At 68.9% G+C, this 7,458-nt stretch carries 6 protein-coding genes; 4 read left to right on the forward strand and 2 right to left on the reverse strand.

Annotation, left to right across the window (positions count from 1 at the left end):
* Positions 1-805 (reverse strand): septum site-determining protein Ssd (gene ssd, locus ACN675_RS26625; RefSeq protein WP_420753679.1); only part of this gene is annotated, 805 nt, incomplete at its 3' end.
* A gap of 352 nt (positions 806-1,157) precedes the next feature.
* Between ssd and ACN675_RS26630 the strand changes: the two genes are divergently transcribed.
* Together ACN675_RS26630 and ACN675_RS26635 are read left to right on the forward strand one after the other, a co-directional pair.
* The gene (locus ACN675_RS26630; RefSeq protein WP_420753680.1) at positions 1,158-2,042 is read left to right on the forward strand and encodes an HAD family hydrolase; all 885 of its coding nucleotides are present in this window, start codon (positions 1,158-1,160) and stop codon (positions 2,040-2,042) included.
* Positions 2,043-2,565: 523 nt separating this feature from the next.
* On the forward strand, positions 2,566-3,069 hold the full coding sequence (locus ACN675_RS26635) for a pyridoxamine 5'-phosphate oxidase family protein (protein ID WP_420753681.1): 504 nt from the start codon (positions 2,566-2,568) through the stop codon (positions 3,067-3,069).
* A gap of 38 nt (positions 3,070-3,107) precedes the next feature.
* Here the strand turns inward: ACN675_RS26635 and ACN675_RS26640 are convergent, their stop codons facing one another.
* Positions 3,108-3,857: an oxidoreductase gene (locus ACN675_RS26640; RefSeq protein WP_420753682.1), complete on the reverse strand. Its 750-nt coding sequence runs from the start codon at positions 3,855-3,857 to the stop codon at positions 3,108-3,110.
* 203 nt (positions 3,858-4,060) lie between these two features.
* Between ACN675_RS26640 and acs the strand changes: the two genes are divergently transcribed.
* Together acs and ACN675_RS26650 are read left to right on the forward strand one after the other, a co-directional pair.
* A complete protein-coding gene (gene acs, locus ACN675_RS26645) occupies positions 4,061-5,998 on the forward strand; it encodes an acetate--CoA ligase (protein ID WP_420753683.1) in 1,938 nt (645 codons plus the stop codon).
* Between the two features lie 281 nt (positions 5,999-6,279).
* Positions 6,280-7,458 (forward strand): trypsin-like peptidase domain-containing protein (locus ACN675_RS26650; protein WP_420753684.1); only part of this gene is annotated, 1,179 nt, incomplete at its 3' end.

Here is a 7,458-nt window from a genome sequence, read left to right on the forward strand (position 1 = left end):
CACCGCCCACCCGCGCCGAGGTGATCAGGACGACCAGATCGGCCGCGGCGACCATCGCCTCCGCGACCGGGCCGACGCTGCGCGAAACATCGCACACGACCACCGTCCCGGATCGACGCGCCGCGTCGAGCACGGCGGTGACCGCGGCCGAGGGCGGTTCACCGGACGCGGTGCGGTCGGTGGAGAGCACGCCGAGCCCCGGCGTCCAGTCCGGGACGGCGTCGCGCAGCGCCCGCGCGGAGACCCGGCCACCCTCGACGGCCAGTCCCGGCCAGCGCACCCCGGGCAGGTCTTCGAGGCCGGTGAGCACGTCCAGGCCGCCGCCGAAGGGGTCGCCGTCGACGAGCAGCACGTTCGGATCGTCCCGGTCCGCGGCGGTCCAGGCGAGAGCCGCCGCGAACGTGGAGGCGCCGGCACCTCCGCACCCGCCGACGACGGTGACGACGCGACCCCCACCGGTCTCCGGTTCGGCCGCGGCACCCATCACCGCGAGCAGTTCGACCTCGTCGTCCGGAAGCGCGATCACGTGTTCGGCACCGACCGCGGCCGCCGCCTGCCAATCCGCCAGTCCCGCGGCACCCGAGCACACGAGCACCACGCCGCGCCGCCGCGGGAACGCCTCCAACCCGGTCGCGGTGGCGTGGTCGACGACGACGAGCCCGGCGTCGTCCCAGCTGCGCCGCGTCGGAGGGACGGGTGCGTCGTCGAGGTCGCGGTCGGATGCGGCGGCCACGCGGCGCAGGCTGGCCAGCAGGGTGCTGTCGGAGATCAGCGCGAGGATTCGTGGGGTGCGCTCGTCGTTCATGCGGACAGCGTGCGTGGACGCACCGAGACGCGGAAGACGATTTTCGGCGCGGGGGTGAATCTGTGGATGAACCGGGCGCCTGTGGACAACTTCCCCGGCCGTGACGCGCACGGCGAAACCGAAAGGCAGGCGAAATCGAAGGACATTCGGATACGGGACGACCCTCGCCAGGGGGGAGGAGGCGAGGGCCGTCGTGTTCAGCCCCGGGGGGTCGGGCTGAACACAGCCTGGTTGCGCCCAGGTAGTTGCGATACTACACCGGCCCGCTCGACTATTTGCAAGTTGAAACATTCAGTGGGACCGGGATACCGCGGACCGGCCGGAACGCGGATCGGCGGCCTATTGTGGTGCCGTGACCGACGAGACACCACCCACCGAGGCGGGTCGCATCGCCGCGTTCTTCGACCTGGACAAGACCGTCATCGCGAAGTCCAGCGTCCTGGCGTTCAGCCGGCCGTTCTTCGATCAGGGGCTGCTCAACCGCCGCACGGTCATCGAGAACACCTACGCCCAGTTCCTGTACCTGCTGTCCGGCGCCGACCACGATCAGGCGCAGCGGATGCGCGCGTACATCGCGGCGATGTGCGAGGGCTGGAACGTCGAGCAGATCAAATCGATCGTCGCCGAGACGCTGCACGAGATCGTCGATCCGCTGGTGTTCCAGGAGGCCGCGGACCTCATCGCCGACCACAAGCTGCGCGGACACGACGTGGTGGTGATCTCGGCGTCCGGGGAGGAGGTCGTCACACCGATCGCCGAAGCCCTCGGCGCGTCGCACAGCACCGCGAGCCGGATGCGCATCGTCGACGGCCGGTACGCCGGTGAACTCGAGTTCTACTGCTTCGGCGAGGAGAAGGTCACGGCGATGAAGGAACTCGCCGAGCGATACGGCTACGACCTGGCACGCAGCTACGCATACTCCGACTCGTCGACGGACATCCCGATGCTGCAGGCGGTCGGATACCCCCGCGCGGTCAACCCGGACCGGGCGCTGCGCCGGGTCGCAGCGGAAAGAGGTTGGCCCGTACTGACTTTCGTCAAACCCGTACCGCTGCTACGACGCCTGACCATCCGCGGTCGCGGGTTGCTCACGGTCGGCATGATCGTTTCCGCAACGGCCCTGCTCGCAGGCGCCGCCACCTACTCCGTCCTGCGCCGGCGGCGCTGGATCGGGGCCGGACACCAGCGAGAATCGGCCCGAAAATGGGGGCTTGCCGACCCCGGCAACAGAGGGTAGAAATGGTGTTACGGAAGCCGGAAGGCCAAGAGCGAATCGGAAGAGAAGGTTCGATCTCCCGTACCGACTTCCCAGCACGGACACCGAGTACCCACGCGGAGCCGATGCCACTATAAGGGCAAAAGCGTTGTGGACCTGCGAGATCCGGGGCGTCGCGAGCGAACATCCTCGCACCCGTTGCGAGGGCGACCTTGCGAAACCCGAGTCATCGCCGAGGTCGTTGACACACAACCCATTCCAGCACGCATGCGTAACACGGCGATCCGTGCTAGCGGGTGGCGACACCGACGCAAGTCGGCGGCGCCACCCGCTTCGCATGTAGAGGCTGCGTTCACGTGGCCCCGTTGCGCCGGAAACTTCCCTGCGCCACAGCAACTTCCGAATCCCGGGGCGGCGTCCCCACCGAGGGATCGCACGTCCGCGTATTCCTGACACAGGGTGTCAGCATCCGATGCGAGCATGGTCCCGCGGACCGACGCCGAGCGCCGACCGCGACAGAAGCCGATCACGGACAAGGTGCCCCATGCAGGAAACACCGGAAGAACTCGCAGAACTCCAGGCTCTCCTCGACTCGTCACTCGCCCGTTCCACCGCGCACCTGCGGTCGATCGTCACCCGCGAGAGCACCCTGACCGCCGAACAACTGACCGAAGTCCTCACCGGCATGTGCGTACTCGCCCTGTCCACCGTGACGGCAGCCGGCGAACCCCGGATCAGCGGCGTGGACGGGCACTTCCTCCACGGCAGATGGCACTTCGGCACCGCGCGAAGCGCCGCCAAGGCCCGCCACCTCGCCGCCCGGCCCGCTGCCAGCGTCGCCCACCTCCGCGGTGAGGAACTGGGCGTCTTCACACACGGCACGGTGGAGGTCCTGAATCCTCCGAACGCCGAACCGGCCGCGGGCTGGCCCGACCTCCTCGCCTACTTCGAGTCGGCCTACGGCAAGGACGCGTTCGACTGGAACAACGAGGTGGTCTACTACCGACTGCACCCGAAATGGATGACCGTCTACTCCCCGGCGCGCTGACCGTGTCCCGAGAGCTGACCGTGACCCCGGGAGACGCGTCAGCCGGCGAACGCGTCGGCGATCGACGTCGCCTCGCGGGCACCGGACTCGAGGGCGCTGCAGCAGAACAGCAGCCACTGGCCGACACCCTCCGCGGTGCCCTGCCCGAAGGCGGCGATGCCCTCGCGGTAGGCCGGGACGCGGCGCATCCAGGTCACCTCCGGCACCCCGAGGTTGTGGGGGTCGAGACCGGTCGAGACGCACACGAGCCGGGAGGCGGCGCGCGCGATCACCCCGTCGGCGACACCGAACGGGCGCAGCGTGCACAGTTCACCGTGCACGACGCCTGCGAGAACCGGGGCGGGCACATGAGTCCCTCCGGTCACCAGCTGCGCAAGGGCGTCGAGCCGTTCCCCGATTCCGGGATCCGTCCGGGGACGACCCAGCGATTCCGGATCGTCCACCAGGTCCGCCGCAGCGAGCAGATGCAACCGCGCGAGGGCCTGCAGCGGAGCCCGCTTCCACGTCGCGACCAGAATGCCGAGGCTGTCCCCGTCGAGCGCCTGCGCGACCCGCAGTGCGCCGGCCAGGATGGGATCACCGGCCTCGCCCGGCTGCGGCAGCTCCATCGACCCGCCGTCGATCGCGGCCGAGGCCCGCGCCGCGCGCACCGATGCCTCCGCGGCGGTGTTCGGCCATCCACGCCGGTTGGTCTTGTGCCGGTGCACCTCGGCGAGCGCGTCACGCGCCCGATCGGCGGCGTCGCGCACGCCGGGCAGGTCGAGAAGGGGCTGCAGCGGGTCCGTCACGTCTGTGGACGCTACCGGTCCTGGGTCCGATGCCGGTCGGCGGTCCGTTCGTCGACGCAGCCGACCATCCGTCGCGCGACACCGACCGATCGGCGCAAGTGACCAGGTTGCAAGTGGATGCAACGATGCGATCCCCGTCACAGATGACTACGCTCACTTGAGCCCGATCGATTTCGCACACCCCGGAAAGAGGCCCCGGCATCATGACGAGTGCAACCCAGGACCATGAACAGCAGGTGTTCCCGCCGAGCGCGGAATTCGCCGCGACCGCCAACGCCGGTCCCGAGTTGCAGGCAGCCGCTGACGCCGACCGCCTCGCATTCTGGGACACCCAGGCCAAGCGTCTGGACTGGGCGACGCCGTGGACCGAGGTGCTGGACTGGTCCGGCGCCCCGGTAGCGAAGTGGTTCGTGGGCGGCGAGCTCAACGTCGCCTACAACTGCGTCGACCGGCACGTGGAAGCCGGCAACGGCGACCGTGTCGCCATCCTGTTCGAGGGTGAACCCGGCGATTCCCGGGCGATCACCTACAACGATCTGCTCACCGAGGTCTGCAAGGCCGCGAACACCTTCACCGAGCTGGGTCTGGTCGCCGGCGACCGCGTCGCGATCTACATGCCGATGATCCCCGAGGCGATCGTCGCGATGCTCGCCTGCGCGCGCCTGGGCCTGACGCACTCGGTGGTCTTCGGTGGGTTCTCCGCCTCGGCGCTGCGCTCGCGCATCGACGACGCGCAGGCCAAGCTGCTGGTCACCGTCGACGGCCAGTGGCGCCGCGGCGCCCCCGCCCCGCTCAAGTCCGCCGCCGACGAGGCGGTCACCGGCGCGGAGTCGATCGAGCACGTGCTCGTCGTCAAGCGCACCGGCATCGACGTCGACTGGACCGACGGCCGGGACCTGTGGTGGCACGAGACCGTCGAAAAGGCCTCCGATCAGCACACCCCGCAGCCGTTCGACGCCGAGCACCCGCTGTTCATCCTCTACACCTCCGGCACCACCGGTAAGCCCAAGGGCATCGTGCACACCTCCGGCGGCTACCTCACGCAGGCGTCGTACACGCACCACAACGTCTTCGACCACAAGCCGGGCCAGGACGTGTACTGGTGCACCGCGGACATCGGCTGGGTCACCGGCCACACCTACATCGTGTACGGGCCGCTGAGCAACGGTGCCACGCAGGTCGTCTACGAGGGCACTCCGAACTCCCCGAACGAGCACCGGCACTTCGAGATCATCGAGAAGTACGGGGTGACGATCTACTACACCGCCCCGACGCTGATCCGCACGTTCATGAAGTGGGGCCGCGAGATTCCCGACGCCCACGACCTGTCGTCGATCCGGCTGCTCGGCTCGGTCGGCGAGCCGATCAACCCGGAGGCGTGGCGCTGGTACCGGGAGGTCATCGGCGCCGGCAAGGCCCCGATCGTCGACACCTGGTGGCAGACCGAGACCGGCGCGATCATGATCTCCCCGCTGCCGGGCCTGACCGCCACCAAGCCCGGTTCGGCGATGGCGCCGCTGCCCGGCATCTCGGCGAAGATCGTCGACGACGAGGCCCACGAACTCGGCAAGGGCGGCAACGGCTATCTGGTGCTCGACCAGCCGTGGCCGGCGATGCTGCGCGGCATCTGGGGTGACATGGAGCGCTACAAGGAGACCTACTGGTCCCGGTACGCCGAGCAGGGCTGGTACTTCGCCGGTGACGGTGCCCGCTACGACGAGGACGGCGCGCTGTGGGTGCTCGGCCGCGTCGACGACGTCATGAACGTCTCCGGCCACCGCATCTCCACCTCGGAGGTCGAGTCCGCGCTCGTGTCGCACCCGGCCGTCGCCGAGGCCGCGGTCGTCGGCGCCTCCGACGAGACCACCGGCCAGGGCATCGTCGCGTTCGTGATCCTGCGCGAGCACGTGGAGAACACCGGCGACACGCTCGTGAAGGAACTGCGCGAGCATGTGGCGGTGGAGATCTCCCCGATCGCCAAGCCGCGGCAGATCTCGGTCGTGCCGGAACTGCCGAAGACCCGCTCCGGCAAGATCATGCGCCGTCTGCTGCGCGACGTCGCGGAAGGTCGTGAACTCGGCGACACCTCGACCCTCGTCGACCCGGCCGTCTTCGAAGCCATCCGCGGTCTCAACAAGTAGCCACCGGCACCTCCGCACGACGCGGCCCGCTCTTCCGGAGCGGGCCGCGTCTGCGTATTTGTACTCATTTTCCGCCGCGTTACCGATGACTTTTCACAGACTTCTTCCATTCGGGTTTAGCACCTGAACCACTATTCATTTTGCCTGTTTCGCCCGATCCCCTCCTCGGCATACTCTGTGTCGGCAATCGAACACCGTTGTCCCGCAATGGTTACCAAGGCTCACATTGTTGTGGGCCGGTTTCGTCTCCGTCACACCCTCACTGTCTCTTCGGAGGACCCATGTCCGGATCAGGACACCGCTTCTCACGCCGGTTCGCCGCGTGCTCGGTACTTGCGCTCGGTCTCCTCAGCGCATCCCCGGGCGCCGCACTCGCACAGGACACGAGCACCCGCCCGGCGGCCAACCCGGAGCAACGCGCAGCTGCCCTGATCCGCCCCGCCACCGTGTACCTCGAGGGCACGACGACCGGGTGGATCCGCATGCCCGACGGCGAGTTGTTCGACACCGCGCCCTACCAGGCCAGCTGGACCTGCACGGGCTTCGTGGTGAACCCGGACGGTTGGGTCGCGACGGCCGGGCACTGCGTGGACGATGTCCGGAGCATGCTCCTCGACGCCGCGTTCGGCGACATCTACGCCGCGAACATGGACTGGGCGCCCGAAGAACTCGCCGCGTTCGTCGACGGCAGCTTCACCGTCGAGGGCGAGAAGGGCGGATCCGACCCGGCCCTCGAGATCGCGGTGTTGTTCGGCGAAGGCACCTCGGGAACTCGCCTGCCCGCCAACGTCATCGAGTATCGCCCGCTTCAGCAGGGCGACGTCGCGCTGCTCAAGGTGCAGCGCGACGACCTGCCCGCCGCACTGCTCGCGACCGACGACGACGTCGCGATCGGAACGCCCGTGCTGTCCGTCGGATTCCCCGGCAGCACCGAGAAGGTCACCGACCCCAGCCTCGAGCCGACCAACAAGAGCGGCAAGGTCAGCGCGAAGAAGACCTCCGGCACGGTCCCGTTCTACGAAACCGACGCGGCCCTGTCGGGCGGCATGAGCGGCGGCCCGACGGTCGATCTCGAGGGCCGTGTCATCGGCGTGAACAGCTTCGGCCCCTCGGGTGAAAGCCAGGCGTTCAACTTCATCGCGCCGTCGAGCGGCCTGGAGGAACTGCTCGCCGCCCGCGGTATCACCTCCCAACTGGGCCCCGCCGACGAGCGCTACCGCGACGCCCTCGCCGCGTACTACGACGGGCGCTACACCGAGGCCATCGAGGGCTTCGACTCGGTCCTCGCCATGTCCCCCGGATATCCCGGTATCTCGACGCTCAAGTCCGACGCCGTCCGTCTGCGCGAGCAGCACGGCGATGCCGCGTCGTCCTCGTCGTCCTCGTCGTCGAAACTGCCGTTGATCCTCGGCGGCGCCGGCGTCGCGGTCCTGCTGATCGCCGGGCTCGGCGGGTTCCTG

Source organism: Rhodococcus sp. O3 (genome assembly GCF_048897285.1).
GTDB lineage: Bacteria > Actinomycetota > Actinomycetes > Mycobacteriales > Mycobacteriaceae > Rhodococcus.